Annotated in this window: 25 protein-coding genes; 8 read left to right on the top strand and 17 right to left on the bottom strand. The window is 47.0% G+C overall.

From position 1 onward, the window contains the following. Positions 1-27 precede the first annotated feature (27 nt). Both H583_RS0131255 and H583_RS34995 read right to left on the bottom strand, forming a co-directional pair. A complete protein-coding gene (locus H583_RS0131255) occupies positions 28-489 on the bottom strand; it encodes a chemotaxis protein CheW (RefSeq protein ID WP_028563910.1) in 462 nt (153 codons plus the stop codon). 32 nt (positions 490-521) lie between these two features. Beyond that, positions 522-1,145: an HD-GYP domain-containing protein gene (locus tag H583_RS34995; protein ID WP_051237296.1), complete on the bottom strand. Its 624-nt coding sequence runs from the start codon at positions 1,143-1,145 to the stop codon at positions 522-524. A gap of 114 nt (positions 1,146-1,259) precedes the next feature. Between H583_RS34995 and H583_RS0131265 the strand changes: the two genes are divergently transcribed. Then, entirely contained in the window at positions 1,260-2,222 is a 963-nt protein-coding gene (locus tag H583_RS0131265; protein WP_081667680.1) for a tyrosine-type recombinase/integrase, read from the top strand. An 824-nt stretch (positions 2,223-3,046) separates the two neighbouring features. On the opposite strand, the gene H583_RS0131270 is transcribed toward H583_RS0131265, so the two are convergent. The 4 genes from H583_RS0131270 to H583_RS0131285 all read right to left on the bottom strand — a co-directional run bounded on the left by H583_RS0131270 (position 3,047) and on the right by H583_RS0131285 (position 5,713). Continuing rightward, positions 3,047-3,619: an NUDIX hydrolase gene (locus H583_RS0131270; protein WP_028563912.1), complete on the bottom strand. Its 573-nt coding sequence runs from the start codon at positions 3,617-3,619 to the stop codon at positions 3,047-3,049. 49 nt (positions 3,620-3,668) lie between these two features. After that, complete coding sequence (locus H583_RS0131275) at positions 3,669-3,956, bottom strand: hypothetical protein (RefSeq protein ID WP_028563913.1); 288 nt, start codon at positions 3,954-3,956, stop codon at positions 3,669-3,671. A gap of 149 nt (positions 3,957-4,105) precedes the next feature. After that, positions 4,106-4,681 (bottom strand): nitroreductase family protein, encoded by a 576-nt coding sequence (locus H583_RS0131280; RefSeq protein ID WP_028563914.1) that lies wholly within the window; start codon positions 4,679-4,681, stop codon positions 4,106-4,108. Positions 4,682-4,930: 249 nt separating this feature from the next. Further along, entirely contained in the window at positions 4,931-5,713 is a 783-nt protein-coding gene (locus tag H583_RS0131285; protein ID WP_028563915.1) for an SDR family NAD(P)-dependent oxidoreductase, read from the bottom strand. A gap of 269 nt (positions 5,714-5,982) precedes the next feature. Here H583_RS0131285 and H583_RS35000 point away from each other — a divergent pair, with 269 nt between their 5' ends. Further along, a complete protein-coding gene (locus H583_RS35000; protein ID WP_081667681.1) occupies positions 5,983-7,041 on the top strand; it encodes a cation diffusion facilitator family transporter in 1,059 nt (352 codons plus the stop codon). 65 nt (positions 7,042-7,106) lie between these two features. Here the strand turns inward: H583_RS35000 and H583_RS0131295 are convergent, their stop codons facing one another. After that, entirely contained in the window at positions 7,107-7,640 is a 534-nt protein-coding gene (locus tag H583_RS0131295) for a hypothetical protein (RefSeq protein WP_028563916.1), read from the bottom strand. A gap of 205 nt (positions 7,641-7,845) precedes the next feature. Between H583_RS0131295 and H583_RS0131300 the strand changes: the two genes are divergently transcribed. Continuing rightward, entirely contained in the window at positions 7,846-8,856 is a 1,011-nt protein-coding gene (locus H583_RS0131300; RefSeq protein ID WP_028563917.1) for a YpdA family putative bacillithiol disulfide reductase, read from the top strand. Between the two features lie 132 nt (positions 8,857-8,988). Then, on the top strand, positions 8,989-10,329 hold the full coding sequence (locus tag H583_RS0131305; RefSeq protein ID WP_028563918.1) for an MFS transporter: 1,341 nt from the start codon (positions 8,989-8,991) through the stop codon (positions 10,327-10,329). On the opposite strand, the gene H583_RS0131310 is transcribed toward H583_RS0131305, so the two are convergent. After that, the gene (locus tag H583_RS0131310) at positions 10,261-11,430 is read right to left on the bottom strand and encodes a phosphotransferase (RefSeq protein WP_028563919.1); all 1,170 of its coding nucleotides are present in this window, start codon (positions 11,428-11,430) and stop codon (positions 10,261-10,263) included. The two genes, H583_RS0131305 and H583_RS0131310, sit on opposite strands and share 69 nt — an antisense overlap. 29 nt (positions 11,431-11,459) lie before the next feature. Next, positions 11,460-12,209: an SDR family NAD(P)-dependent oxidoreductase gene (locus H583_RS0131315; RefSeq protein WP_425414550.1), complete on the bottom strand. Its 750-nt coding sequence runs from the start codon at positions 12,207-12,209 to the stop codon at positions 11,460-11,462. Between the two features lie 755 nt (positions 12,210-12,964). Between H583_RS0131315 and H583_RS35815 the strand changes: the two genes are divergently transcribed. Next, on the top strand, positions 12,965-13,861 hold the full coding sequence (locus H583_RS35815) for a transposase (RefSeq protein ID WP_081667682.1): 897 nt from the start codon (positions 12,965-12,967) through the stop codon (positions 13,859-13,861). Between the two features lie 576 nt (positions 13,862-14,437). Here H583_RS35815 and H583_RS0131325 read toward each other — a convergent pair. Next, positions 14,438-15,487, bottom strand: a complete 1,050-nt coding sequence (locus H583_RS0131325) for a M23 family metallopeptidase (RefSeq protein ID WP_028563922.1) — start codon at positions 15,485-15,487, stop codon at positions 14,438-14,440. Between the two features lie 338 nt (positions 15,488-15,825). Here H583_RS0131325 and H583_RS0131330 point away from each other — a divergent pair, with 338 nt between their 5' ends. Further along, entirely contained in the window at positions 15,826-16,554 is a 729-nt protein-coding gene (locus tag H583_RS0131330; protein WP_028563923.1) for a response regulator transcription factor, read from the top strand. Next, positions 16,544-18,301: a sensor histidine kinase gene (locus H583_RS0131335; RefSeq protein ID WP_028563924.1), complete on the top strand. Its 1,758-nt coding sequence runs from the start codon at positions 16,544-16,546 to the stop codon at positions 18,299-18,301. The genes H583_RS0131330 and H583_RS0131335 overlap by 11 nt, the downstream gene beginning before the upstream one ends. Positions 18,302-18,364: 63 nt before the next feature. On the opposite strand, the gene H583_RS0131340 is transcribed toward H583_RS0131335, so the two are convergent. The 7 genes from H583_RS0131340 to H583_RS0131370 all read right to left on the bottom strand — a co-directional run bounded on the left by H583_RS0131340 (position 18,365) and on the right by H583_RS0131370 (position 25,307). Next, positions 18,365-20,149 (bottom strand): ABC transporter ATP-binding protein, encoded by a 1,785-nt coding sequence (locus H583_RS0131340; RefSeq protein ID WP_028563925.1) that lies wholly within the window; start codon positions 20,147-20,149, stop codon positions 18,365-18,367. A gap of 111 nt (positions 20,150-20,260) precedes the next feature. Continuing rightward, the gene (locus tag H583_RS0131345; RefSeq protein ID WP_028563926.1) at positions 20,261-21,151 is read right to left on the bottom strand and encodes a hypothetical protein; all 891 of its coding nucleotides are present in this window, start codon (positions 21,149-21,151) and stop codon (positions 20,261-20,263) included. A gap of 26 nt (positions 21,152-21,177) precedes the next feature. Beyond that, positions 21,178-21,867 carry an AlkZ-related protein gene (locus H583_RS0131350; RefSeq protein ID WP_036711722.1) on the bottom strand — a complete coding sequence of 230 codons (690 nt, stop codon included), beginning with the start codon at positions 21,865-21,867 and terminating at the stop codon, positions 21,178-21,180. After that, a complete protein-coding gene (locus H583_RS0131355) occupies positions 21,864-22,868 on the bottom strand; it encodes a helix-turn-helix transcriptional regulator (RefSeq protein WP_028563928.1) in 1,005 nt (334 codons plus the stop codon). Before H583_RS0131355 ends, H583_RS0131350 begins: the two co-directional genes overlap by 4 nt. 69 nt (positions 22,869-22,937) lie before the next feature. Next, positions 22,938-23,750 (bottom strand): copper amine oxidase N-terminal domain-containing protein, encoded by an 813-nt coding sequence (locus tag H583_RS0131360; protein ID WP_028563929.1) that lies wholly within the window; start codon positions 23,748-23,750, stop codon positions 22,938-22,940. An 89-nt stretch (positions 23,751-23,839) separates the two neighbouring features. Then, positions 23,840-24,649, bottom strand: coding sequence for a Rossmann-fold NAD(P)-binding domain-containing protein (locus tag H583_RS0131365; protein WP_342663568.1), 810 nt, complete (start codon positions 24,647-24,649; stop codon positions 23,840-23,842). 76 nt (positions 24,650-24,725) lie between these two features. Next, positions 24,726-25,307 (bottom strand): TetR/AcrR family transcriptional regulator, encoded by a 582-nt coding sequence (locus tag H583_RS0131370; protein WP_028563931.1) that lies wholly within the window; start codon positions 25,305-25,307, stop codon positions 24,726-24,728. 170 nt (positions 25,308-25,477) lie between these two features. Between H583_RS0131370 and H583_RS0131375 the strand changes: the two genes are divergently transcribed. Next, a complete protein-coding gene (locus H583_RS0131375; protein ID WP_081667684.1) occupies positions 25,478-26,734 on the top strand; it encodes an MFS transporter in 1,257 nt (418 codons plus the stop codon). Positions 26,735-26,968 lie beyond the last annotated feature (234 nt).

The following is a 26,968-nucleotide window of genomic DNA, read 5'->3' on the forward strand; positions in this document are numbered from 1 at the left end:
ATCGTTTATTCATCGCTTTTTTGCTTCCTAATATGGGTCTGCTGCTGAATAACTGAATTTGTGCCGGCCAATTAATACCTCATCCAGCCTTAAAATACCGACAAGCATGTCCGGCGCAATTCCGATTCCAGAAATGCGGGCACCGTACATCTCACCTCCCTGCAGCGGAGGCGACTGAATATCTTTGAATCTGACAACCTTATTAACCCTGTCCACGATTATACCGACAGCTTCCCTTCCATGATTCACCACAATAATGCGGGTTGCCTTGCCAAAAGGCTCCTCAGCCATCATGAACAGACTTCTGAGACTGATCACCGGAATAATGTCGCCCCGAAGATTAATAACCCCTTTCATATACATTGGACTGTCCGGTATTTCTGTTATTGCCTGCATACGAATAATTTCATGAATGTCCGAAATAAGGATCGCGTAGCTTTCTGATCCAATACCAAATTCAACATACTGATCCTGTTCGGAACCGCTCATTATCGTCGCCTCCTTCTCCTTAGACTGATTGTTTAATTGGCAGACTGATATCCATACATCCGGTGCAGCTCATGAGAGAGACTGAGTACCGTATGAACAATCCGTTCATCAAATTGTGTACCCGCATTGCTCTTTAACTCCATCAAAGCCTGTTCTATACTCATGCTTCTCCGGTATGGCCGGTTAGTCAGCATGCAGTCCAGCGCGTCCGCTACAGCACATACCCTTGCTCCAAAAGGGATTTCCTCCCCTTGCAACCCATATGGGTATCCCTTCCCATCCCAGTGCTCATGATGATGAAGGACATAAGACGGTACAATTCCGGCTAGTCCGGCAAATTGCAGCAATTGGAATCCGGTAACCGGATGCTGCTTGATCTGTTCCCATTCCGCTCTGTTCAGCTTGCCCGTGCTGTCCAGAATTTCAAGGGGAATATAGATTTTTCCCAAATCATGCAGGAAACAGCCGTTAATAATATGTAAACGATTCTCGAGATTCATCGCAGAAACTATTTTGTCTGCCAGCAGCGCCACCCTTACACAGTGATCATACGTCTGAGGATGATGCTCACGCAGCCGTTTCATCCACCAGCCTACAACCGGTTCCGAATTCATCTCTTCCCCTGGCCGAATCCGATGATTATGAATCAGATTCATATGTTCCACCCCATAAAATGAACCCCTTTGAATTGACTGTAAAAAATTACCGCATGCATCTAAGGCGGAGTCGTGCAATAGTAGTTGTGCGACCACATCTTAGGAGGGAACTACATGGACACACCAAATTTTGCACAAGAACACTTCAATCACGACACGACTCCTTTACTGACGTATGATAATTGGAATGATGATGATATCGTAGAAGCCTTTATGAGTTATTGCGGCCACTCTATATTCACGATCCGCAATTACCGCCGCGCCTTGAAACTGTTCCGGACTTTTATTACAGGAAAAGAGTTGTTTGAAGTTACATGGAGAGACGTGGAGGAATTCAAAATCGGGCTGATTCGCGGTACGGCCAGTTCAACAGGCAAAGCATTGTCCCCTGCAAGTGTAGCGGCTCTTATCGCACCGCTAAAGTCCTTTTTCAAATGGGCGAGCGAGCCGAATATTGGCTTCGTGGATTACAATCCCGCTAACTCGATCAAGCTACCGCAGGTGAAGGTTACAAGCCGCCACCACTATTTGACCAGGCAGGAAGCCTCACAAATGCTGGCCTGGCTTAGCGGTCAAAATACCCGTAATTACCTGATTGCCCTGACATTAATTACACTGGGCTTACGCGTATCCGAGCTGACCGGAATCAGATGGAGTAACTTTCATACCGATCCGACAGGGAATTTCATTTGGCTGCATATCGTCAATGGAAAAGGGGGCAAGGAGCGCCAAGTCAAGGTTCCAAGCCAACTGTGGAGCTCACTGTGCAATTATCGGGAGCAGCAGCCGGTGTCTGCCGACGGACGGCTGTTCTCTATCTCTACAAGGCAGGTCGAAAGAATCATTCGCTCAGCTGCCAAGCACAGTATCTCGGAAAAACGTCCTACCCCGCACTGGCTCCGCCATACCAGCGCAACACTCGCTTTATTAAAAGGAGCCTCATTGCAGCAGGTTCAAGAGACTCTGGGGCATACGCATATTAATACAACGCAGCGGTATTTACATACCGTAGAACAAATGAAAAAAAGCGCACCTGATTTTGTTGAGGAAACATTAATGGAACTTGTCCAGAGTTAGGTCTTTGCACCTTTTTCTTTACAGGGTTTTTTAACGGATTCGATAGACATATTGACAAAATACGAGGAATTTTTATTCAGACTTTATGTTTTTTAATAGAAGTTGTGTTGAATAATGTAGAATAATGTTATATACTGACGAGGAAAAATAAGGGATTCAAATGTCATAGGTCCTATGTCGCACAACTACTATTGTGCGACGCATATGACGTAACTTGAGTTTACAAAAATTACAATATTCATTTACAAAACTAACACTAGCAAATGCAAATATGGCAGTTTGAATCAAGATTTCAATCTGTATTTCTTACCATAAGCCCGTAAGACCTGTGCCATAGACGGTACAGACTTTACGGGCTATTTTCTGCTTTATTTAAGTCTTCGTTCATCCATTCATCATTACCTGGATAAAATCTTTAGCAAAACTTTAACCATCTCTGCACGATAACGCGTTACAATAATGCATGATCTGATATTGCCCGATCAGATCCGGATTTCTTTTACAGCAAATTCCCCCTTTTCACAGACAACTGAATGATTTCAACTAAATGCATGTAAAATCGTATAAAATATAACGTATTATGTATAATACTTTTGCATGAAAGACATTTTTTGGCGATTCAGATTTTCACTATTACATATAGCAGTTGAAATGCGAGTCAGAATAAATTGTCAATTGATTTAAATAGTAAAAATTCCGAATTACACTTGAAGGAACTTCATTATAAGAATTGCAAGCCCCGATTCTTTCTCATACCGCAAATAGCCGTCCAGCCTTGCTGTGCGGCTATTTGGCCTGAGCCCGTGCGCTATCCCCTATGCCTGCTATCTGTTAGCCGGTTGGCCAATCACTTGCCTGGCTACAGTTTCTGCTTCAAGTGTTCGCAAGAATGCCTCCCGCCTCAGAGCATCCGTCTCAATAGCAGGATTAATCGCCATACTGGCAGAGGATTGCAATCTGGACTGAACGTAATTAAAATGATGCTGATAGCAGCCAGCGTCTTCCAGAACGGTCGGCAATGTTCCAGGGAGGTTCGCAGCCACGCCACGATTTTCAGGATGCGTAATCCAGCTTAATTCCTTCCAATCCAGTATGCCTTCCGTGGTTTTCACGGGCACAGCATAGTGGAAGTCCACCGGAAACTCGGCCAAGTATACATACATCCCGCCAAATCGTTCCCCGTCTAGCGTCCATGTCATTAATCCTTTGAATAGCAGTTGTTCCGCTATAAGTCCCGTTTCCTCCCGAAGTTCCCTGATCATCGATTGTCTGGGCTGTTCACCCGGCTCGAGCTTGCCCCCAACACCATTCCAGCAGCCCATCCAACTCGCCTTCTCCCGATTAAGCAGCAGAATCTGCTGATCGCGTCTTACAAAGCAAATGTTATATTTTATCATACTGCCAGTATAGCACCTTCTTTTTACTATCAGCTATAGCCGAATACCGCTAATTCCCTGATCTCTTTCTTTTTCTGCTGTTCCAGGCTAGACGAATTGCTGCATAAAGAGCCGCAATCAGCAGGAAGCCTCCAATGACATACCATATGCTGCTTTCATAGATTACGCCGAAAGATGTCTTATGCTCAAGATAATCAACACTCGCATATTGGTTTAAAATATCCGGAGTCTCATACACTGTCGTCAACATGCCCCTTACAACCTGCCACCCGATCACGACAGCAGTCACCGCTGCTGCAAATAATAGTGATTCTACGATCAGCCTTATCCTGCTCATAAGCCCCCCACACATGCAAATAGATTTAAGTACTGGTTCATTCCTCAACCTGAAAGATAGAATCCACAATTTGCAACCTGTTCATGCGCTGCTCTATGGTTTCAAGAATCATGACCGGACCCCCTAATAGAAGATTGGACTATTTCAGCTCAAATGGAGTCGATATAGGTCAGCAATTCCTCGGCTGGCTTCCGTTTTTTCGGGCGGGGGATTTTATCTTCATTAAAATAGCCGAGATGAAGCGTACCTACAACTCTTTCTCCAGGGTTTACCCCGACGGATTGCAGAAAACGCTGATCATAGTTGTAATCATTCGTTTTCCAGACGACACCAATTTTCCGCTCCCATGCTATCAGCTGCAGGTTCTGAATCAGTGCAGAGGCAGCAGAAAATGCGTCCTCAAATGTCTTCTGTCTGGGTGCTGCCTCAATAACCACCAGCAAATGAGCCTGGGCAAGCTGGCAATAGCCTTGCATGGCGCGTTCTCCATACTGCTCCAGCATTTCCTTTGTATAGGTTTTGAGCACAGCATCAGCAAATCTTCTGCGCCCGTCCTCCATAAACAATATAAAGCGCCACGGCTCCTTTGCCGAATGATACGGCGCCCAAATCGCTTCGTTCAGCAATTCCATAACCGCTTCCTTGTTCATCGGCTCTCCGTTGAAATCCCGAATCGTACGCCGTTCACGTATGGCCTGCATCACACTAAGTGTTGTAACATTCATCTTCGCACACTCCTTATAAACGATCTATTTCAATTGTATTTATCGTTTTTTCAAATAATATCGATTCTCATTATCAATGATAATATAATACACCGTACCTGACAATGACATGACGTAAAAATTATGTGCGAAGCAACTTTTTCATCAGGTGAACAAATGAATATAACACAGGAAAAAAACACCGCTAAAGGATGCATACAATGCCTGTTCCTTTAACGGTGCACCAAGTTTATTTTACAGCTTATTGGTTTACAGAACAGCAGCAGTTCCGCCGTCGATATTAACCGAAGTCCCTGTCACATAGGAGGCTGCATCCGATACGAGAAAGGCAATCACGTTAGCCGCTTCCTGAGCCTCACCGATTCTGCCGAGCGGGATACGATGCTGCGGATCACGGGCGAACTCCTCCCATGTCTGATCCGAAGCCTTTGCCTGCCACATCCGCTCAATCTGCGCACTGCGAATGAGACCAATACATACTGCGTTCACCCGTATATTGCTGCTACCCAAATCTTTGCTCATTGCCTTGGTTAGTGCCAGTCCCGCCGCACGGCTCACAGAAGTCGGCAATGAGGAAGCCGACGGCGTCTTTCCACCGACAGCAGTTACGTTCACGATGGCCCCCCCTCCGGCGGCCTGCATATGAGACAGTGCAGCGCGGGCAAAATGAACAGCACCGAACAGCTTCAAATCCAGATCGGCTGTCCATGCATCCGTGCCTACCTCTCCAAAGGGCCTTGCTGCGGAAGTTCCGGCATTATTCACAAGAATGTCCAGACCGCCCAGGCGATCAGCTGCTTCCGTAACTGCCCGCTTCGCTTCGGACTCTATCGAAACATCAGCAGAAATCCATACTGGCTCATGACCAGTTGCCTCTCTGATTTCGGCGGCAGCCGTCTCCAGTTCGGCCGTATTTCTGGCGACAATCGCTACTTTTGCCCCTTCTTTGGCAAGTGTTATAGCTGTTGCGAATCCAATTCCTTTACTGCCTCCGGTAATAAGCGCTTTTTTCCCCACCAAACCCAAGTCCATAAAATGTCGGCCTCCTCTACATTCTTCTACAACAATCTTCCAATCTTTTCATTTTATATTATATCATGAACCTTTATACCGGGCATGTACTGCTTACAGGTTCTATGAAAATCAGAATTGAATAAATAACGGGAGAAAGAGACAGATTTAAGATATAACGATTCTTCAATGTAAAATTTTTCTGATATGCTTGCCAATTTGTAATGATTTTATTATTATGAATATATGAGTATATGTTCATATGTTATTGAATAATGGAGGAATTCATCATGCCGTCACATAACCGTTCATTGCATCAACAACAGAAGCGGGATAATTTTCCCCGTGAGCGCGAACAAAGTCAGCAAGATCACAGGCACAGTCATAAAACAGGGCAGGGGCATCATCATAACACGAATTCCGGTCCTCACCACGGGCACGGGCATGATCACCATGGTCATGGGCACGGACACTCTCACGCCCCGAATAATAAGAAAGGATTGACTATCGCGCTTGTCATTACAAGCGGAATTATGTTTTTGGAATTTTTCGGCGGCTTGATTACGAACAGTCTGGCGTTGCTTTCAGATGCCGGGCATATGTTAAGCGATGCCGCTTCCCTTGCATTAAGCCTTGTCGCAATGTGGTTTGCTTCCCGCCCAGCCTCACCGGCCAAATCTTATGGTTACTACCGTTTTGAAATTTTGGCCGCGCTTTTTAATGGCGTTACCCTGTTTGTCATTGCGGGGTTTATTATTAAGGAAGCTTACGAGCGCTTCTTCGCTCCTCCTGCCGTAGCAAGCGGGTCCATGATGGTTATTGCGACTATTGGCCTACTGGCCAACCTGATCAGTGTCTGGGCATTGGTTCGGCAAAGCGATGTCAAAAACAATATTAACGTTCGCAGTGCTTACCTGCACGTAATAGGTGACGCGCTGGGTTCAGTGGGAGCAATATTAGCCGGACTTTTGATGCTCCTGTTTGATTGGTACATTGCAGATCCGATTATAAGTGTTGTTGTGGCACTGCTTATTTTAAAGGGAGCCTGGGGTGTTATGAGAAATGCCGTCCATATTTTGATGGAGGGTACTCCAGCCTCTGCCAATCTGGAACAAATTGCGGAGGAGCTTAACAAAATAGAAGGTGTAAAAAACGTTCATGATCTGCATGTATGGACCATTACCTCGGGTTTGGATTCCCTGAGCTGTCATCTCCTCATTGAAGATGACAAGAGCAGCCAGCATATTTTACAACAGGCAATTCGATTGGTCGAAGAGCAGTTTCAGATCCGGCACGCAACAATCCAGGTGGAAAAATCCGCATTGCAGCATTCCGAGACACAAATTTAATGGGCAATGCATAACGAACAACCGCTGTCCGAAATACCAGACAGCGGTTGTTTGCCTTCATTTTATTAGCAATCCCGGCTTGCTTCCAAATCGTGGACTGAGATGCCTTCCTCCACTGCAAACTCGAAATCTTCAATATCATACACCTGAACCGGGACCTCAGCTTCTATAATACGGTCCTGCAGCTCAATCTGGTCCGACAGCAGCGGCAGCTCAAACTTCATTGCTGTAAGCAGTTGCTCCGTCTCAATCGGGTCAAAGAACTCTCCATAATGGGCATTATCCATCGCATTGACGACCGTAAAGGAGACCTCTTCGCCGAGCAGCAGCGGAGAGCTTTCACGCCATGGGGATTGAAGCGCGCGTTCAATTTTTTTCCGGTTAAGGGGCTCCTCAAAGAAGGCGATTAGTTCTCCGATTTTCAACTTCACATGCTGATCATCCTCGGGATCATCCATTACCGGGTCCTGGCCGCTCTTCATATCATACAGCTCCATAATGGTCGAATACGGGATAACATAATCGACCGGACGGCCAGGCAGCATGAGCTGTCCATAAGTTGCCACCATTACTGCTTCTATGACAAAACGACGACGCATCTCGTATTCCCCCTTCAGCTTATATATAGCGGGGATTACCTCCCCCCTTATTTGGCCTTACCCTTTATTATACCTTAATTTGGGGTAGAACGTACAGGCTAAGCATGGTGTTTTCTTACTTGTAAACTTCTTAAAGTGATTGCTTCTCGGGCTGCCGCAGATGTACAATGGGCGTATTGGGTATTTTTGAAGGAGGAACCACAGTATGAACCCCGAACTGGAACAAAATCAGGAGCAAATTATTATAATCGGAGCGGGCCCGTGCGGTCTTGCCGCAGCTTTGGAACTACAGACGCAGGGTTTTAACCCGTTAATTATTGAAAAAAGGAATGTCGTCCACTCGATTTCACAGTACCCGGTCTACATGCAGTTTTTTAGCAGCCCGGAGCTGCTTGAAATTGCAAATGTGCCGTTTACAACCGCTCACGATAAGCCTTCCCGCTTGGAGGCTCTTAATTATTATAGAAGCGTAGCCCTGCGCAGCGGCGTCAGAATCAATGCCTATGAGACTGTGAACAGTATTGTCCGTGATCGGCGGGGCTTTACACTGGCCAGCACGCGCACCAGCGGCACCAGCCATACGTATCACGCAAAAAATGTGGTCATTGCTACCGGATACTTCGATCATCCGAACCTGCTCGGCATTCCGGGCGAGGAGAGCGAAAAAGTATCCCATTTCTTCCGGGAAGCCCATCCGTATACCGGAATGAATGTCGTCATCATTGGCGGCAGCAACTCTGCAATTGATGCTGCGTTGGAATTGGAACGTGTTGGAGCGAAAGTGACTATCGTCTACCGTGGCGAGGATTACTCTTCCAGCATCAAGCCTTGGGTCCTCCCGGTGATAAAAGGCAAGGTTGCCAAAGAACGGATTCATATCCGCTTCCAGTCCAAAGTATCTGAGATTACGCCAACGGAAGTTTATATCGAGAGCGCTCAAGGTACGAATCGAATTCCGAACGACTTTGTGCTGGCGTTGACCGGGTTCCACCCGGACCGCAAATTTTTGGGAGAAGCGGGCGTTACCATGGAGGAGGAAGGCTATCCGACCTTTAATCCGGAGACGATGGAAACCAATGTTCCCGGCATCTATCTGGCAGGTGTTGTTGCATCCCGTCATGAAGCCAATGAAATCTTCATCGAAACCGGACGGTTCCATGGCAATAAGATCACCGCTCATCTGCTTCAGAAACAACAAAGCACACAAACTGTGTAAACAAGCAACTGCATTTACCGGGGGGGACACTCCCATCCATGACAGCCATATCACAGCGGCTGCGGCTCTGCGATATGGCTGCTACTAAAAATAAATCGGCATCCTCATCCGAAAGACTGCCGGGAGGGTATTATGAAATCCAAACAAATTTTCGTAATGGTCAGCATCGTCATGGCTACACTTGTAGCATCCATTGATTCGACAATTACGAATACGACCATGCCTGTAATTGCGGAGGAGCTTGGGGGCTACTCCCTGTATGCCTGGTCTTTTGCTGCCTATATGATCTTCTCGACTGTGCTGACTCCGGTTGCAGGTCGTATCTCGGACCTGTACGGCCGCAAAAAGATATTCGGCTTTGGCATTTTATTTTTCTTGCTGGGGTCGGTGCTGTGCGGACTTGCCGACTCGATGCTTCAACTCGTGCTTTACCGGGCTGTACAAGGAATGGGAGCCGGCATCATGATGCCCTTCCCCCTGATTATTGCCGGCGATCTGTTCCGAGTGGAGCAGCGCGGCAAAATCCAGGCGATGTTCTCTGCAATGTGGGGACTGTCCGCCGTTCTGGCCCCTCTCTTGGGTTCTTTATTTGTTGAGATGGCAAGCTGGAGATGGATCTTTCTTATTAATATTCCTGTATGTATCATTGCTTTTATCTGTCTGCTCGGATACACGGAACAGTATGAGCCTCGCAAATCCAAGATAGATGTATGGGGTTCGATTCTGTTTGCCGCAGGGGTCAGTCTTTTATTGGCCGCAACAACTGTGGAGAACAATCAATGGATGTATGTCGTCTCAGGCGCCATCCTGCTTTGGCTGTTCTGGATGGTCGAGAAACGCCATCCTTCTCCGATTGTTCCCCTGCAGCTTCTCAAGCTGCCAAAAATTAAATGGATGATTATTAATTCATTCCTGGCTTGTGCCGCTTTATATGGCACTTCCAGCTATGTTCCGCTGTTCCTGCAGCATCAGAACTATTCTGTTTTTGTAAGCGGCGTTTCTCTGCTCGGCATATCTGCCGGCTGGATGGCATGCTCCGTCCCTGCAGGGAAATGGGTGCTGCGTTACGGGTACACCCCGCTGCTGCTGATCAGCAATCTGACACTGCTGGTATCCGGCATAATGCTGTTGTTCCTGGGACCCTCCACCGGATTCATATATGTAACACTTGCATTAACAGTTCAAGGTGCAGGGTACGGGCTTTTGTTCACCGTTACTACCATTGGCGCTCAGCAACTCGTTCAATCCAGCCAGAGCGGAATATCCACCTCGCTGCAAATGTTCTCGCGCAATACCGGAACGGCTATTGGCGTTACGATCATGGGTTCACTTTTATTACAAAGTGAATTCATGCTGGGCATTCGCATGATTTTCATTTATGGTACGATCGTAAGCTTCGTGGCCCTAGGAACCATATGGTTTCTCCGGGACAAAACCGATCACTTGCCTGCCGGTCAAGCAACTGCCAAATAACAAAGCCAGCAGGGTACGATTGTCCTCAATCCAGCGGCACACAAATGCAGCGCGTCTTGTGTGGCCTGACCATTCTGTCAGCGGATCAAGCTGCTGCCTGAAGCGCTCTGCAAAATGCAAATAGACATCCACCATTCTAAGCTGCATTAGATCCGGTAAATATGATATTTCTTCGGCAGTCAGGCCCTGCTTGCTGCCGAAGCCTTCTGTAAAAAGTCGAATCTGTCTTAGAGATTGCTCCGAACTTTCCTCCGTTATCAATTCAGGCAGTACAACTGCCAGTTCCATAGCTCTTAAATCCCGAGTACAAAATTCAAAATCGAGCACGCCGGTTACTTTTTCTCCCCGGGCCAGAGCGTTCGTAAACCCAATATCGCCATGAATCCATTGCCGGGGCAATTTACAGAAAGCAGCTTCCAATTCAACCAGCCTTCTTCGTATACCCTCCAGTTCCGCCATCATCGATTCCAGTTCACAAGCCTCTATATCTGCCTTCACCCACTGCAGCATTGTTTGTTTTTCTAAATGACCATAATTATCCTGCAGCACATAATACGGCGTATATGAGGGCTTATTCTGCAAATGCAGCTGCCCAAGTGCCCGGCTCACATTTCCGCATGCCTGTCCTAGACCTGAAATATGGCTTTCTCTCAGACGATCTGGACGTTCTCCTTCAAGATAAGCATACACGGCAGCAAGCTTGCCTTCTTCACCTGAAGATACCGTATCACCATAAATATTCCGTACCGGCTGAGGAATTTCAAAATCCAGCGTATGCGCATTCAACTCCAACAACACCTGATGCTCAAACCGGACTTTTGCTATATCCTTGTGATTGTCATAAATACGCAGTACGTAGCGTTCCATACCGCTATATACCATGCGCGTTGTATTATTTTTGCCGCCTTCCTCTTCCATGACCTCATAATCACCAGCAAGCTTATATTGCTGCAAATACGCCTCTAGCCGCGCTAACTCATAGCCGGTGACTGTCTCACCCTTGCTGCTAATACTGGGGGGGTCCCCGGCATATGTATTTTCGGCTCCGATGGTTTCTTCGGTTTCCACGGTTCCGGTTATTTCTTTTTTATTTTTACTCATGTTTTCTCCCCCAAAGCCAACTTGCCAGTCTATTCCTCATAAATCATTTTATGTGTCATACCGCCGTCCACAATCAGATTCGTACCGTTAACAAAATCATTATTCACGTCCGTCAGGTAAAGACAGGCGCGCACAATATCTTCTGAACGGCCGACACGGCCAGACCAATGCTGGTTATGATCCTGTTCCCGCAGCTCATCATAGTGCCTCGTCTCAATCCATCCCGGACTGACGCTGTTCACTCTAATTTTAAATGGAGCGAGGGACGCAGCCATTGCATGGGTGAGAGCAACCATGCCTCCCTTTGAAGCCGCATATGCTTCCGTATTCACCTCTGACATTAGCGCCCGTGTAGAGGCAATATGTACAATGCTGCCGCCTTCGGACTGGACTTTCATCCGCTTCGCTGCCTCTCTGCCGCATAAAAAAGCACCGCGCAAGTTAGTGTTCAGCACACTGTCCCATTCCTCCACATTCAGCTCAAACAAACTTTTCGTTATTCCAAAGCCTGCGTTATTAATGAGCACATCCATACGATTAAATCGGTTTGCAGCTGCATCCATAAACGCCGTAATTGCTGTCTCACTGCTCAAATCAGCAACGGCGCTGTACAACTGATCTTTCCCATAGTTCAACACCAATGTTTGAGTAACCGCCTCTAACCGATCAGCGTCCTTGTCCGTTATTGAGACCTGATAACCTGCCCGAAGATATCCTTCTGCCAGCGCAGCTCCTATTCCTCCAGCCGCCCCGGTTATTACCGCAGTTCTTTTCATCATAATCCCTCCGTCATATTAAACGGTGCGTTGTTTGATCCCACGCGCTTATTTTCAGATTCGTTTTTTCAATACAGGTGCAACTTTCTCGCTCAGTTCTATTTCGTATTATATAGGTTACATCAGTAAAAATGCTAATGCTTCCCTTATTAGCCGCGGAATCCGCCCGTCTATTGTGTTTTTAGAGTGAAGTAATCAATCGAAGTAAATACATCCTTAATTTTAATGGGATATTATGGATTTCATTTTGAGTATATCTCTCTTTTTGTACTCTTTTAGAACTATCGCCACTATTCCCTTTACTCAGCCTAACCGAAAGTCAGAGATTCCGAGGTTCCGAAATTTCAAGATTCAAGATTCGAGATTCGAGATTCAAGATTCAAGATTTAAGGTTCCTTTCAATGTATCATGATTTTTGAATTTATACTTGCCCCATATACATTATTGAGTATTACTATGCATTTTTAACAACTTCCGTTTGATTCACTCCGCTCCTATTTTGATCTCAGCATTCATCTTGCCCAAAAGTAATTCCTATAAATAAAACATCCTTGATAGAGGAACGTATGTTTGCTATAATGTAAAATATAAGAAATTCGAAGAAGCTTTTACCAAATGATTTCAGCTCCAACAGGTACTTTTTTGCAGAGGAATGTCTAATTCCATTTGAATCTGAGACGGATTGTAATGATTTCTTGTATTAAAATGTTGGCCGTTTATTACCTGAGGATGTTTGCTCTTGGGGAGGGAAATACAGTATGCGCAGTGAAGTATTAACCTATTTCTTTCGTTCAAAATGGCCAAACGGCTACTGTTGTTCGCGCTGTGGTCACCGGCAGGCTTACACAATTTCCACACGCAATGCACCTCTATTTCAATGCGCTAATTGCCGTCATCAATCCTCTCTTACAACCGGCACGATTATGGAACACACACGGACATCTTTGGAAAAATGGTATATCGCCTTACAGCTGATGTCCCGCCCCGGTGGCATTCACGCAGTACAACTTCAACAACTATTACAAGTCTCCTACAAAACAGCATGGTCCATGCTCAAAAGAGTAAGAATGGCAATCAGTATGATGGATATGGAGCAGCCTCTTTTGGGTTCGGTTCAAGCACAGATTGGATTTTATGGGGATGCAGGACGCCCTTCATTTAGGAAAGGGCTCAAAGAACATTCCATTGTTGCAATGTCGAATACTTTACATCCTCCCTCTGAAAGAAATGATCAAGTAAATAAGGCCTTACAATCTGCAAATCTACCCGGAAAATTATCGGTCAGTCGTGCTTTTTTCAATACATGGAGTGAATCACCCGTCTGCCCTGCCCCTTATATAAAACTTAAAATTGCAAATCCGGCTCTAATGAATAACCGTCGAATGCCTGCAGTGCTGCAACCTTTATTTTTCGGCAAACATATTGCCCAGAAAGCTCTTTCTCTTAATTCCTGTCCAATTACCGTTAACTGTTCTTTATATTTGGAGCGTGTTTTTTCAGATGCAAAACAATGGATCAATTCCACCTTTCACGGTATAGGTGCAAGATATTTGCAGCTTTATTGGGATGAATTTTGTTTTCGGCTCAACTGCGACAATCGCCAACTTACTGCTCACCAGACATTAGGAACGCTTTGTATGCAACCTGTAAGGTAGTTTTTTTATTCATTCACTGATGTTTTAATTATTTTGATTACATTGCGTTTTTCTTATTATCGTTTGCTATTATATTGAATTATAATTTGTAATGCTTATGTTTAAATTATTTATTTCTTAAATCAAAATAAAATATCGTAGAAATGTATATTTGTATCAATCTATCATTATTTCAGGATTGTTAGATTGTTGGATTATTACATTGTAGGATTGTGAATTTTCAGGAATATATGATTGAATGTATATATGATTGTATATGTATATGATTGTACGTGTATACGATTGTACGTGTATATGATTGTATGTGTATACGATTGTACGTGTATATAATTGTAGGGATATATGTTTACAAATATTAGCTGAGTAAAAGGGATAATGCCAACGCTCTGTTAAACAATAAAAAATAATAAATAACCTCACAGAGATTCGACAAATTTCGCCAGAAATGAGAGCAGCTCTAGAACCGCCAGCCTTGAACAAGGAACAGGGCTGCCAAAAAATATATAATAAAAAAAGCAAAGTCATCCATTCGTGACTTCACCTTTTTTAAGCTGATTTTGGCCGCAAAGCTTTTTATTATTTAATGATGTCTCCCTGATGAGGGTTCAAGCCATTTTCCCACTTAATATTAATGGATTTACCGGTAAACAGATCCGTACCGTCAGAAACTTGATAGTGAATATGCGCTTCACTGGTGTTCCCTGAATTTCCGCACAGGCCCAGCAAGTCACCTTTCTCTACTTTGTCACCAACTTTAACGACGACAGAGTCTTTTTTCATATGAGCCAAGAAACTGTACTCGCCATCACCATGGTCAATTACGACGACATTGCCTTCGGGCTGCTCCGGATTCATCTTGCCTACAGGTTCATTATCCTTAATATTGCTCACTACACGGACAACAATTCCAGCCCTGGGAGCTATAATTTCCTGACCGAATGCATAGTAGCTTTCGTTTTTAGTTTTGTCTCCACTGTAAGAGTAACCATCCTTCACTTGAATTAAATCATAGGCGTAACGCTGCATCTCTACTTCATAGTGATAGTTCGCGAGAACATTCTCTCCTCCCCAGAATACAAACCATTCTCCTTTAAATGGGAGTCCATATTCATGTTTGGTTTTGACTGAATCTGTAGACGGGAATTGTTCCACCGGTACGACTTGGAGATACCCGATAACATGGTTCTTGTCCGCTCCAACCTTCAGGCCTTTGCTGCGATCCTGATTCATCCATGTGATGTAGTATGAATCATTCAAGTCCAGCTCGCTCTCCTTTGTCCAGGATTCCACCCCTTTGAGAATTTCCGGCCCTGCTTGAGTGAACTCTTCCAGTGACATCTGGCTATGAAAATCTTTGGTTGTTTGATAATAAACACCCTCATAATCTCCATCTAAAAGCGCTTGTCCGATTTCATCTGCTTTATACTTAATCACTTCTGCACCCCCGGGTTGATTGGTCCCGCCATTGCTGGAATTGTCTGAATTCCCGTTTCCATTCCCATTCGAATTCCCGGGAGTTTCAGATACTGTTCCGGTCGGCGAGTCATTGACCCGTTTTTCTGTTTTTGTCCCGCAACCTGATAAGATAATTGCTGCCACAGTTGCAATCAAGAATACTTTTTTCATTTTTAAGCACCATCCTGTATGTTTTATTTTTTATAGAGCTAATATCGTACATGCCCAACTTTGTGGAGAAAAAAATATCGATTATTCCCTCGGCATGCGCGGGCATCTCCACTGTCAGCATGCTGCCATCCCCAAACAAATCCCAGCCTTTGTTAAACGGGATGCCTCAAGTTAATGTAGCCTTATTATAACGCGTCTATCTTACCCCTAGGCCAACGGAGCCTTAACGCCAGCTTAAATTTGACCGGTAGAGAATTAAGGTTCTGTTCATATTGCATTTTCCCTGTCCGGCAATGGTAAAATAGTTTTACAACGAAATTTCAAGGAGAGATGTATTTGTGAATGATAGTGCCATTCTTTTGGTGGACGATGAACAAGCCATTCTTCAATTGCTGGAGACTGTGCTGCGAAAGGAAGGCTTTCTGCATATTGATAAGGCGACGACCGCTGAAATGGCGCTTGCTCTATGTAATGAGAAGCCATATGACATTATTTTGCTGGATGTAACTCTTCCGAATATGAGCGGTACTGAGGTTTGTCCTCTAATACGAAGACTTACGGATGCTCCTATATTGTTTCTTAGTGCAAGGTCTACGGATTTTGACAAGCTGTCAGGCTTCGCTGTTGGGGGCGATGATTATGTGACAAAACCTTTCAACCCTCTGGAGATCGTGGCGAGAATAAAATCCCTGCTTCGCCGCTCACTCAAAGGAACCTCTACTGTCTCAACTGCAGGACACGGAACCATTTTTGATTTTGGGCGGTTTCAGGTTAATGAAGCGGCAGCGGAGCTGAAAGTGGAAGGCGTTCCTGTCCCCTGTCCTTCACTTGTGTTTCAATTGCTGTTGTTTCTGTGCAAGCATCCCAATCGCATCTTTACGAAAAGCGAGCTTTACGAGCGCGTATGGGGGGAAAACAGCCTTAGCGATGATAATACGGTAATGGTTCATATTCATCGAATCCGGGAACGAATTGAACGGAATCCCTCCCAACCTGAATTTCTGGTCAATGTACGAGGGCTCGGTTATAAAATGGTAGCAAACAGGGATTCCGGATATGAACGTTAAATGGCGGCTCACCCTCCGGTTGGTCGGATGGCTTGCTTGCTTCGGACTGATTTTGCTTTCACTGGCCGGTGTAGTGTTTTACTGGATTATTAGTCAACTTATACAAATACAGGCGGAACGGGATTTTCAAAGTGTCGGCTTGTCCCAGCTGGTGGATACTGTCCGGGCTGAAGGAGACAACTGGAGATTCGATCCCAAGCTGCTGGAGACACTTAAGGGAACGAGAGGATGGCTGCAGCGAATTGATGAGAGCGGCAAAGTGACAGATGCTTTTTTCACACCACCGGACGTACCAGATTCCTATGACCCGGGCGAGCTCAACGATTATCTGCTGCAGAAGCGTCCCTTTCCTTATCAATTAACGATTTGGATTCAAATCAAGAATGGTATTACCCATACGCTTCTTTACGGGATTAGCGATCAAGGAGATGGATTTTTGCGGCTGCTTGCCAAGACTGGAGAACGAAGCGGGAGTGAAATTCTTTTGCCTGCTGAAACGCTAGAGAGACTGAAGAGGCAAAATGCATGGCTTCAATTGCTGGATGCTGGCGGTGTAGAGATTGCATCTGTAAATAAGCCGGATAAGGCAATTAGCAAATTTTCCGTGTCGGAGATGGTACTTAGGTCCATTTACCCTGACAGATACGGCTCTGAAATGCTTACACAATATAACCCTGACACAAGAGAAACATGGGTTTTGAACACTGCCCTTCCAGGTTATGAGCGGGGCGAAAAGCCAACCCTGCCTCCAGAATTCCGTGTACTGGCTATAGGAATGGGAGCACTGGTAGTTGCAGCTATGCTGCTGCTGTTGTTCCTGTCCTATTGGTTCGGAAACAGGATCGGCTCTCCTGTCGTTCATGTGCTGAATTGGCTGCGTCTGTTGGATAAGGGACAATTCATAGAGCCCACCAATTCACACGGCAAGCCGCGAAGTCAAAATCGAAGAGGACGCAGAAAAAGCAAATACCGTGTTTATGGAGATGTCATCCATTCTCTGGAGTCGCTTTCCGGAACACTCCGCCGCAATGAGCAGCTTCAGAAAGAAACAGAGCAGATGAGAGACGAATGGATTGCAGGGGTGTCCCATGATTTGAAAACCCCGCTATCCTCTATTAAGGGCTATGCTCATATGTTGGAAACCGATGCTTATGATTGGACAACCGGTGAAGTCCGTTCATTTGCCAAAGTCATTTTGGATAAATCTTCTCATATGGATGCGCTTATTAATGATCTCACCTTAACTTACCATCTGCGAAGCGGAGGGAAAGCTCCATCTGAAGAGGTCGTGGAAATGAATGAATATTTGACAGATGTACTCCGCGAGACGGCACAGCATCCGCTTTACAGCGAAGAAATGATACATTTCGTATCATCGGACAAGTCTGTGTTCCTGACCATCTACAAGCCATGGTTCCAGAGAATTGTTGATAATCTGGTTGCCAATGCTTTCCTCCACAACCGCACAGGGACAACGCTGACTGTATCGTTAAAAGTGCAAGATTCTGGCGGCGTCATCATTACGTTTACTGACAATGGTGAAGGAATGGACGAGCAAACTGCAGGCAGACTATTTGAGCGGTATTTCCGGGGAACGGATTCCGAAAGCAGGGCGGAAGGTACCGGCCTCGGAATGGCGGTCAGCAAGGCGCTTGCAGAAGCACTCGGTGCCTCAATTGAATTAAATACCCGAATCGGGGAAGGCACTTCCATCCGTATTAGCTGGCCGGAAACGAGGAAGGTTTGAAGTTGGTTAAAAAAAGACATAGCCCTATGCGTATAAGCTGCATAAGGGCTATGTCTGCGTTGTTCATTGATCACCAGAAACTCCGACCATTTGAAGCTGGCGCCGGGCAAATTCACGGTACAGCTCGTGGGTGTCCAGCAGTTCCGCATGTGTGCCAATGCCAGTTACCTTGCCAGTATCAAGAAACACAATTCGGTCGGCATCAATTACGGTTGACAAACGGTGGGCAATGACCAGCGTTGTCCGTCCTCTCATTAATGTCTCCAACGCAAGCTGGACATACTTCTCAGAGTTGCTGTCCAAGCTTGAGGTCGCCTCGTCCATCATCAGAATAGACGGATTACGCAGCAGTGCCCGGGCAATGCCGATCCGCTGGCGTTGGCCTCCAGAGAGCTTAATGCCCCGCTCCCCTACCTCGGTGTTGTAGCTCTCTGGAAATGCCTCGATAAATTGGTCGGCATAAGCCAGCCTGGCCACTTCCTTAAGTTCATCATCACTAACTTCCCGCTCCAGTCCGTAGGTGATATTGTCACGGATTGTCCCTGCCAAAATCGGGCTTTCTTGTGATACATACCCGATTGCACTGCGCCAGGAGCTCAGAGTATAGGCGCTGATCGGTTCATCCCCGATCCGAATGACGCCTTCCTGAGGAAGATAAAAACGCTCAAGCAGCGAGAATAAAGTCGTCTTGCCGCTTCCGCTGGGTCCGACAATGGCGGTTACTTTGCCAGGATCAATGGTAAAGCTGACCCGATCAAGGACAGGCTCTTTCTCTTCGTAAGCAAATGTCACCTCTTCAAGCGTTATCGGACGCTGAGGATTCTCAAGCGCAACACCGCCAGCAAAGTTCTCCTCGGACTCCCGCAATGTATCGACAATCCGCTCTGTCGCGCCCCTCGCCTTCTGAAGCTGGGTCACGAACTGGGTAATTTGACCGACCGGCATAATAATTTGTACGAGATACAGGATGAAAGCAACCAGATCCCCCGCAGACAGCGCACCTGAGGCAACTCTCATGCCGCCGTAGCCGATAACAACGACAAGCATTGCCATCATGACAAAGGACATCAATGGTCCAATCATCGCTTGTACCCTCGCTTCTTTAAGTCCGAAGCGATATAACGTCTTGATCCCGTCTTCCCCGTTGCGCCGCTCGATCTTCTCGGAGCCGGACAGCTTCACCAGCCGGATCTCCATCAGCACCTGATTAAGCACACCGCTGAACTTTGCGGTCTCATCCTGCAAGCCTTTGGATATGCGGTGCATCATCCGGCCGAGCGGGAACATAACGAGCATCGTGATCGGCAGGGCTGACAGCAGGACCAGCGTCATTTTCCAATCCAGAATCACCATTAACGTGACGGAACCGGCGATAGCGACCAGCCCTGTCGCAAAATTGGTCAGATGATCGCTGATCAGTGTACGTACAACGTTCGTATCATTCGTCATACGGCTGACTGTCTCCCCTGTCCGGTTCTTGTCATAGTACGGAACCGGAAGGACCAGCAGCTTGCTCCAAAGCCGCCTGCGAATGCCTGCTACCATATGCTGTCCAGAGCGGTTAAGCAAATAGGCAGACAATCCCCCTGCAAGCGCCTGGGCGAGAAATGCGGCCCCTATCCATCCGATATGCGATGCGGACAGTGACGCCTCGGAAAATCCGTCCACCAGCCCTTTAAGCAGCAGGGGGACGATTAGACCGGCAAGCGTTGTAATTACGCTGAGAAAGATGGCCAGACCGAGAGTGAGCTTCGGCGGTCTGGTTTCCTTCAGCAAATGATAAAATGTGCGCCAATTTACGCTGGTGTGTTGGGGGACTTGCTGCTTTTCCCTGCTTTTTTTATCCATAGTCTGCTCTCCTTGAGTAACTGAAAGAATCATAAGCATGTCTCCATGCTTATGATTCTTTCAGTAATTCTTGTTCCCACGCTCCATCTTCATTCCGACGCACTGCTTGTCCTACAATCTGCCGTATGCCTTTAATGTGAGCAGCTTGTTGACCGTGATCATGCCGCGCCATTCACTCAAGCAAGCCGGACTTAACGCTGGCCATGGAATCATCCAGCCCCCGTCCTCCTGTTGCTGTGCGATTAAAGCATCCAAATGGCTGCTGATGATTTCTTCGGGTATGTCTGATGCTCCAAAGCAATCCGGAGCAGGGAACCAATCCACTACCTTTTGTACGTAACCTTCGGCATTCGGGTTTCGTTGTACCAAATCTTCTGATTTCAGCCAGTCCTTTAACAGCTCCCTCATTTGTTCCGTAGTTGCATCTGCAGGGGCATGCTCCACAAAGGCAATGCATTGAATAACATCATGATAGTCCTTCTGATCGGCCTTGTGCATATTGGCCCGAAAATAGGCGTCAGATTGTAAGAACCATTCCTCCTCATAGAATGAGGTAACCGCTTGCTGCTTGTATAGCTTCGCCAGAATCAGGCCTGTGGGATTAAGCGATGGCCCCGTATCGTCTTCGGTCTGCCACCATGGTGCATGCGGTGCCTGGTTAATACTCCGGAGCGCTCTCGGAAACCCGCCGGTTCCGCTGACCGCAAGGTTTTTCAAGTATAATCGTACACCTTCCAGAATACGCGAATCAAATAACCCGACCTCATCCATTACATGCAGGGCTAACTCTGTTGGCACCGGCTGGCTAAGAGGATCACGGATATCCGGTTCGAGTGCTCCGCCAAACCCGCCATCCGCATTCTGATAGGGACGCAAAGCGTCAATTACTGCCTCTGCCGATCCATTGCCAAAATGAAATTCATAACGTCTGCGGTCCAGCAGCCGGGCGTTGCTATACATGTAATCATGGGCTTTAGATAGAAGCATGCTCGGGTCTGTCATCAATAAAAACCTCCTGGTTTCAATTTTTATATGGAGAGTGTTTTTCTCAGAAAAGCAAGTGCTTTTGCCGTACAGACCTCTTCCAGTCTGGATACAAGCTCTTCTGACGCTTTAGCTTTGCTTTGAGCGTCACGTTCAAGCCCGTGCTGGCTCATCCAACGTTCCGTTGACTGATAGGCTGTGGAGCTCCAGCCATTGACTTCGCCTGCCTCATTAACTTTTTGCTGAATTCCGGATATGACGATATCCAGCGCCCCCTGCAATTCCGTTACAGCCCGATCAAAAGCGCTCTTGTCCTCTTTAGCCTTCATTCCACTTGCCTGGCGGAGTCTGCGGGTATCAATGCCTTCTTCTTGGCCCACAATGTTATAAATGTCTCTTGCCGTTTTTGAAATAAGCCCGTCACGGTATCGCTGCTCCACTGTGCCGCTGCCGCCAACAGCCGCTGAGACCAGCGGGAACCAGCCGCGGTCAATCAGTACGCCCTTGCTTTTCATAAACTTCCCATAAGCTGCAGCTCCGCTCGAAGGGAAGCGTACACGCCAGCCCCAAGGGTCAGTAGGCAGCTCCGTATGCCACTGGTCCGCGGAAGTCAGGCTGACCAGGGAAGGATGCTCGGGAATTAACGGAGCCAGCGGCAAAATACCAATCTGCGATAATAAGGCAGCCGCATCCCCATAGGTATGCAATGGAGCTGTAAGCAGTTGTTTATTCATGATTTATTCTCCTTTTCATTTTTGCTGTAGAGGCGCAATGTCTCTCTGGCTTTATCTGCTATTGCTTCGCCCATTTCTGCCGGAGTAATAATCTGAGCATCCTTACCCAGAAAGTAAAAGAGTCTCACTGCCCAGTCCCATTCAGAAACCGGCAGCTCTCCTTCCAGAAGCCATTCATCCTCCGCAATCATCACCAGCTTCTCGCCAAGATGCTCGTCCCGTTCCACCTCCAGCATTCCCCTGTAAGACAACTTCACCTTGAGCGTGAAGCTTGCATGGGCTAATACCGGAGAATTTCTCTTGCATGCAGCGGGCTCACCTGACTGTTTCCCTTCGCGTTTAGGCTCTGGCTCTCGTTCCGGCTCCTGTGCATCCGTCGGCGGTTCTGCCTCCTCAACTTGGCTCATCCGGTCTACACGCAGCAGACGTTCCTCCTGATGGATGCAGGAGTAGGCTTCACAATACCAGAAACCGTGTGCGGCATATATTTTTTGCGGCCGGATAAGCAGTGTCCGCTGATGGGACTGGGAACGGTAAAAGACAGATACCCATTTGGCTTGGGCTGTCAGCTCCATGAGCCGGGACAAATGGGGTACCGTGTAGCTGCGTCTTGGAACTTCCACGGTCATATGCTTCAGCAGCGGCGCAATTTTATCCAGCGTATCCGGTGACAGAATGCTTTTCACCTTGTCCATCACTGTCCAGCGTTCCTTGTTAAACGGCGTATCAGCGTAGGCTGTCATGCTGTCCAGCGCCAGCAGCAGCGTCAATGCTTCATTGGTATCCAGTTGCAGCGGCGGGAGTGTGTAGCCCTCCATCAGACGATAGCCGCCCTTAATGCCGTTCAGTGCATATACGGGCACACCCAGTTCTGTGAGCGATTGAATATCTCTGAGAATCGTCCGCCTTGATACCTCCAGCTTGTCTGCAAGTGATGCCGCTGTCTCCTGGCGCTGGCCCAGTGCAAGCACAATCGCCATCAGACGGTCGCTTCGCTTCATGCCTGCTCCTCCCTGTGAATGTCTCTACCTGATTTTTATTGTAACAAACAAAAGGTGACAGCTTGCGTGTCACCTTTTGTTTTCACTGTTATCCAATTTTTCCACTTCATCCGCAAGCTCATAGATTTGGAAGGCGTGTGTGACAGGCGGGAAGCTATAGCCAATAAAGGAGCGGAACAATTCAACTCCCATACCTTCCTTAAATGATTCCGGATCAGCCTCCTTACCATCGGCCCCAATCCATGTTGTTTGTGAATCGGCAGTCACGATTAATGGATCATTACCTTCCGTCTTGACGGTTAATCGTGCGCCATCCTCCGTTTTTGTAATACTTTCAATCAGTCCGCGTAATTTTTGATGCTGAATATCTACGGATTGGCCGCCTGCCCATACATCAGTCCCTAAAAGGGAGGAAGTATATTGCAGAGGCACATACAACCTTCCGTTTTTCATCTCAGGACTGACACCAAGCTTAAGCTGATTTTCGTTACGTATATAGGTATGACTTCCCGCCTTGATCTTCACAATCAGCTTGTTGTAAGTTATAAGTGCAGTCTGTTCCTTTTGATTCCAGACAATGTTAAAACCAATAGCCTGGACAAGCTCACGAAGCGAAAGCATCCACGACTCCCCATCCGCCTGCAAATAGGCTGGTGAATTCAGAGTTACTCCGTTCACAGTAACAGGAACAAACTTTTGCTCCTTGTCATGAGCCAAACCCTTTTGCAACTGTCCGGCAAGCGGCTTCCCGGAAACAGCTATAAAAGTTCCAGATGCTGCATTTACCTGCAGTGGTGTGGAAGGAAACAAGATAACAACCGCTGTCATACAGCAGCCTAAGACTGCTGCCGCGAATCTGCTCCCTCTTCGAACTTTATTCATACATGCCTCCTTGTCGAATTCAAAGGATTGACGTTTGGTCTTTTTCAAACTCATAAAAAGCTTTGAGATGATCTTGGTTAAAACAGCAGTTAATCCCTGTTTTCTATAGGGTCAGACTTCGCCAGCCTGGCTATATCTTTGCAATGCAAGATCGGTGATTCGTATCCCCTGCTCACAGCATGAATCATCGCGTTGCCAATTTCCTTCTGGGAGGTGACATGAGCCGGGATGAGCAATTTCAAGGCAGGGTACAGCCAGGACAAATAAGCATAGTACCGGTGCGTATTTTTCAGTCCTTTAGTCGGCTGGATATAGCCGGGACGGAACATGTATGCCCGCTTGAAAGGCAGCTTAAGCAAAGCATTCTCTGTTCTTCCTTTTACACGTGCCCACATGCTCCTCCCTTGCTCTGTACGATCCGTTCCACTTGCTGTCACATAGCAAAACACCATGTCCGGGTTTAATTCAGCAAGTATTTCTGCCACATGCACGGTCAAATCATATGTAATTTTGCTGTACTCCGCTTCACTCATGCCTACCGAAGAGACACCCAGGGAGAAGAAGCAGGCATTATAGCCGGTGAGCTGTTTCTTGAGAGGCGACACATCAAACAAATTTGCGTGTACGATTTCCTTTAGCTTCGGATGCCATATCCCGCAAGGTTTGCGGCCGATAACAAGCACTTGCTCCACATCGGGATGATGCAGGCATTCATGCAGCACACCTTCGCCCACCATGCCTGTAACCCCTGTAATAATTGCTTTGATTTTGCCTTTGCTCCCTCGCTGCTCAACCCTCATCCGTCTCTCCCGCTCTCTATACGCCGTATGTAAATCCGGTTCATCTGCTTCCCTAATTTTAAACGTCCAGGAAATATAATGCAAACGGGAGGCAGTCATGTTCCAATGTCACCCGGAGATTGATTTATTTGCGAGAACCGGACAAAGTGTCTCTGATTCCCAGAAGTTCTGTGGTCTAATCGAGTAGTGAAAGTGTAAGTGCTATCGATTGCTCGGCAAACAACTGCTCAGGACGGGATTTCATCATGACTGTCAATCCGATCATGGATACGACAAGATTCTTTGCCAGGTCCTCCGCCTGAATATCCGGCCTTAGCTCCCCGGACTCTAATCCGCGCTCAATCGTCTCCTGGAAAACAGAAGCAAGATATAACTGATGCTCTCTGGTCAAAACCTCAAATTTGGGATCATGCGGTGCGAGCTCAACCATTGTATTGATGCAAAAACAGCCGATATCAGGCCTGCTGTCTCCTGCTTTTGTGATAATCCCTTCAAATAAAGAGCGAAAAGCCTGCTTGACGGAGGAGAATTTCTTCAGCTTTGTTCTTATACTAGCAGCGTGAAGCTGATTATACTTCCGAAGCGCAGCTTCAAACAATTCCTTTTTGTCTCCAAAGGCCGAATAAATGCTTGGGCGCTGAACCCCCATGGCTGCTGTCAAATCACTCAAGGAAGTCGCCTCGTAGCCCTTCTCCCAAAAAAGCCTCATCGCTGCATCAAGCACCTTTTGCTCATCAAATTCCCTGGTACGAGCCATATTGCTGCTCACCCCTTCTTTTCATAACGATCAGTATATTATAATTTTAATTCAATACCAGTAAACTTGTCAAAACACTTGACACTTTAATCATTTATCAACTATATTTCATTTGTATAACATACCGATCAGTAATTTATTTTATCACCATATTGGGAGGAGAGATGGGAATGAACAGACAGAACACGCAGTATAGCATAACATCAGCAGACTCCAAACGTGAGGAAAAAAGGGAGGCCCGCCGGACATCTCCCTTGCCAGCCTCCCTTACACTGCTATTTGCAGTTGCAGCCGGCTTGTCGGTCGCCAATATTTATTTTGCTCAGCCCCTGCTGGATATGATCGCTTTGGAATTCGGGATTCAACCTGCATCCATTGGCAGCATGATTACGATTACGCAAATATGCTATGCGCTCGGACTGTTCTTTCTGGTACCGCTCGGGGATTTTCTCAATCAGAAAAGGCTCGTACTTGCCCATATGCTGCTCACCGCCATTGCCCTGATTATCGTAGGCACAGCATCTGAAAAATCGCTGCTGCTGGCCGGCTTCGCGTTGGTCGGTCTGCTTGCTGTTGTCGTGCAGGTGCTCGTCGCATTCGCCTCCAAGCTATCTTCCCCAGCCAGCAGAGGGCAAACGGTCGGTATGGTTACAAGCGGAATTGTAATCGGCATTCTGCTGGCACGGACATTTGCCGGTATTGTATCGGATCTTGCAGGCTGGCGTGCCGTCTATTATGTATCTGCTGCATTAACTTTGCTCCTGGCAGCGATACTGTTCCGGGCACTCCCTGGCTCACACAGGCAGCCGATGGAACTATCGTATCCTCAGTTGCTGCGCTCCATGCTTGCCTTATTTGTGCACGAGCCAGTGCTGCGTATCCGTGCCATTCTATGTATGTTGATCTTCACAGTATTCAGCATTCTGTGGACACCTCTTGTCTTGCCACTAAGCGCACCACCCTTATCGCTCGCCCATTCCGTTATCGGATTGTTCGGTCTGGCCGGCGCAGCAGGAGCAATTGGGGCAGCGCGCGCCGGCAGACTCGCCGACCGCGGGTTTGGTCAACGTACAACCTTTGTTGCTTTGCTTATACTGATTGCATCATGGCTGCCAATTTCCCTGCTTCAACATTCGCTCTGGGCACTGGCGGCAGGTATTGTTATACTTGATCTCGCTGTACAGGCCGTCCATGTGACAAATCAGGCCATGATACTGTCTGCGCAGTCCGCAGCAGGTAGCCGTCTGACAGCAACATATATGATCTTCTACTCCATCGGCAGCGCTGCAGGCGCGATCGCTTCAACCGTTGTCTATGCTTATTCCGGGTGGAGCGGCGTATGTGTGCTTGGTGCCGCAGTCAGCACCCTCACGCTGCTGTTTTGGAGTTTTACGAAGCACCATATGCCCGCCGCTATGCGGTCATAACTGTAAAAAGCTCGCGGGATGGGGACTGTTCAACAGCTTTCATCACGCGAGCTTCCCACCAGGATATTCAGTTCTTACTGCCTACGTGCCCCTAATCTTGACACTGTAGTGTCTCATCGACCGGGGTTCATGTCATTGGTCCACGCCAGTGGTTGGAATAGACTTGTCACAGGTAATTTTATAAGCTATATAATCCTTTTTTCATTTCAACTATTGAATTTTAATTCATATTTA

The organism is Paenibacillus pinihumi DSM 23905 = JCM 16419 (assembly GCF_000422505.1).
GTDB classification, from domain to species: domain Bacteria; phylum Bacillota; class Bacilli; order Paenibacillales; family Paenibacillaceae; genus Paenibacillus_D; species Paenibacillus_D pinihumi.

What these genes read in the sequence shown, in the direction of transcription:
- H583_RS0131255 (WP_028563910.1), bottom strand. Translation starts at nt 489, where the DNA reads ATGAGCGGTTCCGAACAGGATCAGTATGTTGAATTTGGTATTGGATCA.
- H583_RS34995 (WP_051237296.1), bottom strand. Translation starts at nt 1,145, where the DNA reads ATGAATCTGATTCATAATCATCGGATTCGGCCAGGGGAAGAGATGAAT.
- H583_RS0131265 (WP_081667680.1), top strand. Translation starts at nt 1,260, where the DNA reads ATGGACACACCAAATTTTGCACAAGAACACTTCAATCACGACACGACT.
- H583_RS0131270 (WP_028563912.1), bottom strand. Translation starts at nt 3,619, where the DNA reads ATGATAAAATATAACATTTGCTTTGTAAGACGCGATCAGCAGATTCTG.
- H583_RS0131275 (WP_028563913.1), bottom strand. Translation starts at nt 3,956, where the DNA reads ATGAGCAGGATAAGGCTGATCGTAGAATCACTATTATTTGCAGCAGCG.
- H583_RS0131280 (WP_028563914.1), bottom strand. Translation starts at nt 4,681, where the DNA reads ATGAATGTTACAACACTTAGTGTGATGCAGGCCATACGTGAACGGCGT.
- H583_RS0131285 (WP_028563915.1), bottom strand. Translation starts at nt 5,713, where the DNA reads ATGGACTTGGGTTTGGTGGGGAAAAAAGCGCTTATTACCGGAGGCAGT.
- H583_RS35000 (WP_081667681.1), top strand. Translation starts at nt 5,983, where the DNA reads ATGCCGTCACATAACCGTTCATTGCATCAACAACAGAAGCGGGATAAT.
- H583_RS0131295 (WP_028563916.1), bottom strand. Translation starts at nt 7,640, where the DNA reads ATGCGTCGTCGTTTTGTCATAGAAGCAGTAATGGTGGCAACTTATGGA.
- H583_RS0131300 (WP_028563917.1), top strand. Translation starts at nt 7,846, where the DNA reads ATGAACCCCGAACTGGAACAAAATCAGGAGCAAATTATTATAATCGGA.
- H583_RS0131305 (WP_028563918.1), top strand. Translation starts at nt 8,989, where the DNA reads ATGAAATCCAAACAAATTTTCGTAATGGTCAGCATCGTCATGGCTACA.
- H583_RS0131310 (WP_028563919.1), bottom strand. Translation starts at nt 11,430, where the DNA reads ATGAGTAAAAATAAAAAAGAAATAACCGGAACCGTGGAAACCGAAGAA.
- H583_RS0131315 (WP_425414550.1), bottom strand. Translation starts at nt 12,209, where the DNA reads ATGATGAAAAGAACTGCGGTAATAACCGGGGCGGCTGGAGGAATAGGA.
- H583_RS35815 (WP_081667682.1), top strand. Translation starts at nt 12,965, where the DNA reads ATGCGCAGTGAAGTATTAACCTATTTCTTTCGTTCAAAATGGCCAAAC.
- H583_RS0131325 (WP_028563922.1), bottom strand. Translation starts at nt 15,487, where the DNA reads ATGAAAAAAGTATTCTTGATTGCAACTGTGGCAGCAATTATCTTATCA.
- H583_RS0131335 (WP_028563924.1), top strand. Translation starts at nt 16,544, where the DNA reads ATGAACGTTAAATGGCGGCTCACCCTCCGGTTGGTCGGATGGCTTGCT.
- H583_RS0131340 (WP_028563925.1), bottom strand. Translation starts at nt 20,149, where the DNA reads ATGGATAAAAAAAGCAGGGAAAAGCAGCAAGTCCCCCAACACACCAGC.
- H583_RS0131345 (WP_028563926.1), bottom strand. Translation starts at nt 21,151, where the DNA reads ATGACAGACCCGAGCATGCTTCTATCTAAAGCCCATGATTACATGTAT.
- H583_RS0131350 (WP_036711722.1), bottom strand. Translation starts at nt 21,867, where the DNA reads ATGAATAAACAACTGCTTACAGCTCCATTGCATACCTATGGGGATGCG.
- H583_RS0131355 (WP_028563928.1), bottom strand. Translation starts at nt 22,868, where the DNA reads ATGAAGCGAAGCGACCGTCTGATGGCGATTGTGCTTGCACTGGGCCAG.
- H583_RS0131360 (WP_028563929.1), bottom strand. Translation starts at nt 23,750, where the DNA reads ATGAATAAAGTTCGAAGAGGGAGCAGATTCGCGGCAGCAGTCTTAGGC.
- H583_RS0131365 (WP_342663568.1), bottom strand. Translation starts at nt 24,649, where the DNA reads ATGACTGCCTCCCGTTTGCATTATATTTCCTGGACGTTTAAAATTAGG.
- H583_RS0131370 (WP_028563931.1), bottom strand. Translation starts at nt 25,307, where the DNA reads ATGGCTCGTACCAGGGAATTTGATGAGCAAAAGGTGCTTGATGCAGCG.
- H583_RS0131375 (WP_081667684.1), top strand. Translation starts at nt 25,478, where the DNA reads ATGAACAGACAGAACACGCAGTATAGCATAACATCAGCAGACTCCAAA.